Annotated in this window: 1 protein-coding gene and 1 tRNA gene; both read left to right on the top strand. The window is 36.5% G+C overall.

Annotation, left to right across the window (positions count from 1 at the left end; all coding sequences use genetic code 11):
* The first annotated feature begins 64 nt into the window (after positions 1-64).
* Positions 65-138: transfer RNA gene (locus tag IQ247_RS32030), tRNA-Pro, on the top strand.
* Positions 139-853: 715 nt separating this feature from the next.
* Positions 854-1,987, top strand: coding sequence for an AI-2E family transporter (locus tag IQ247_RS32025; protein WP_193926219.1), 1,134 nt, complete (start codon positions 854-856; stop codon positions 1,985-1,987).
* Positions 1,988-2,078 lie beyond the last annotated feature (91 nt).

Here is a 2,078-nt window from a genome sequence, read left to right as displayed (position 1 = left end):
CCCATCTCCCCATCCCCCCATCCCCATTTAAATTCTGTGATATAATAACTAGGATAATTATTGCCGGGATGTGGCGCAGCTTGGTAGCGCACTTCGTTCGGGACGAAGGGGCCGCTGGTTCGAATCCAGTCATCCCGATTTTTTTAAAGTTACAATTTTGTCGGGACTCCAGAAAATTCGCTCCCGGTTTATCAAATGCCGTTGACTTCCAAACGAAGTTGCTGTACGTTGCTGCGGAGGGGAGAAAGTTACTGAAAGTCAGTTACGTAATTTGGATTCAATGATACGATACCAATTTTTTATGCGTGGTTGAGTAAATCATCCAGCTAATTGGTCAATTTACGTTATTGCTTTTATTCAACGCTAATCGAAATTGATTAGCTTGTAGGATTTATATCGTCTAAAAATAGTCAAGCTGACGTTGAAATAACATCGATTAGTTCTTGTTTCACCAGTCTTAGCTTCGAGTAAAAGTAAGCAATTGAGGTGAGGGGAATTTGCAACAATCACTGATAACAAAGTCTGGGAATTAATGATATTTTTAACCAGTGTTTAACTATAACCGAACTTCTATGAAAAATCAGTTGATATTTATCTTGAAAGTATTGCTTTTTTCTTGGGCTATTTCAGTTTTTATTAAATACGTAGCCCCAAATTTGTCGATTCCGGAAACAGCAACGAACGCTTTGATTATTGTCTTGTTACCTAATCTAATTGTAGCTGCTGTTTTATTATGGCAACTATTCAGAAAACCCAATATTAACTAGAATTACTTAGGTGAGAGTAGTAAAGATTAGTTAGTATCGTAACATTATTGGTAAATAATAGTTGGACTTGAATCAGGAGTTAAAGCGTGAATTTGGGTCAATGGATTGGTTTAATAGCCTTAACAGTCTCCTTGTATATTCTGTGGCAAATCAAAGAAGCAATTTTACTTGTATTTGCCGCAGTTGTTTTAGCTACAACCTTAAATAGATTGGCTCGACGGCTTCAACGGTTGGGGATAAGACGCGGCTTTGCCAAATTTCTGTCAATAGTAATCTTTTTAGTGGGGGTAATTGGTTTTTTCTGGTTAATTGTGCCACCCTTCATAGTGCAGTTTCAGGAATTAAGTAATCAGATTCCTAAAGCTTTGGTACGTCTTAACGCTTGGCTTTTACAATTTAGAGAACGGCTTCCCCCTCAAGTAATTCCTTCTATTCCCGATATAAACAGTCTTTTAGAACAAGCCCAACCATTTATTAATCGTGGTTTAGAAAGTACTTTTCTTTTAGTTTCTGGTTCTTTAGAAGTAATTCTGAAAATTTTATTAGTATTCGTTTTAACAGGGATGTTTCTTGCAGACCCTTTATCTTATCGTAAATTATTTGTGAGATTTTTTCCTTCTTTTTACCGACGTAGAATAGAAGGAATTTTAGACCAATGTGAAGTGTCCTTAGAAGGTTGGATAACGGGTGCTTCCATCGCGATGTTCCTAGTAGGATTTTTGAGCTTACTAGGATTAATGATATTACAGGTACGTTCGGCTTTGGCATTAGGAGTTTTGGCTGGATTTTTAAACTTGATTCCGAATCTAGGTCCTACCTTGAGTGTGTTTCCTGCAATGGCGATCGCACTTTTAGATTCTCCCTGGAAACCACTTGCTGTTTTGGTTTTATACTTTTTTATCCAGCAAGTTGAAAGTAATTTTATTACGCCTATGGTGATGGCGCAACAACTTTCTTTACTACCAGCAGTAACATTAATATCTCAGCTATTTTTCGTGACATTCTTTGGTTTTTTAGGATTATTTTTAGCTTTACCTTTAACTGTAGTAGCCAAAATTTGGATGCAAGAAATAGTAATTAAAGATGTTTTAGATCAATGGAATCTCAAATCAAAAACCCAGGCTGACTGCGTTATTCTTGCCGATAATGTCGAGATAAATACATCAGAAGAATCTGTAAATATTGAGAGCGAACAGTTAATTGTCGATGAAAAAGGTTAAAGATTAAATCCCGCATTTCTCACAAATCTCTGGAAGTTGGAGTTAGGAGTTAGGAGTTAGGAGTTAGGAGTTAATAATGAAGTATTTTCTC

Origin of the sequence: Plectonema cf. radiosum LEGE 06105, from assembly GCF_015207665.1 — a bacterium.
GTDB classification, from domain to species: Bacteria; Cyanobacteriota; Cyanobacteriia; order Cyanobacteriales; family Nostocaceae; genus Rivularia; species Rivularia radiosa_A.
This window is presented reverse-complemented; position numbering and strand designations above follow the sequence as displayed.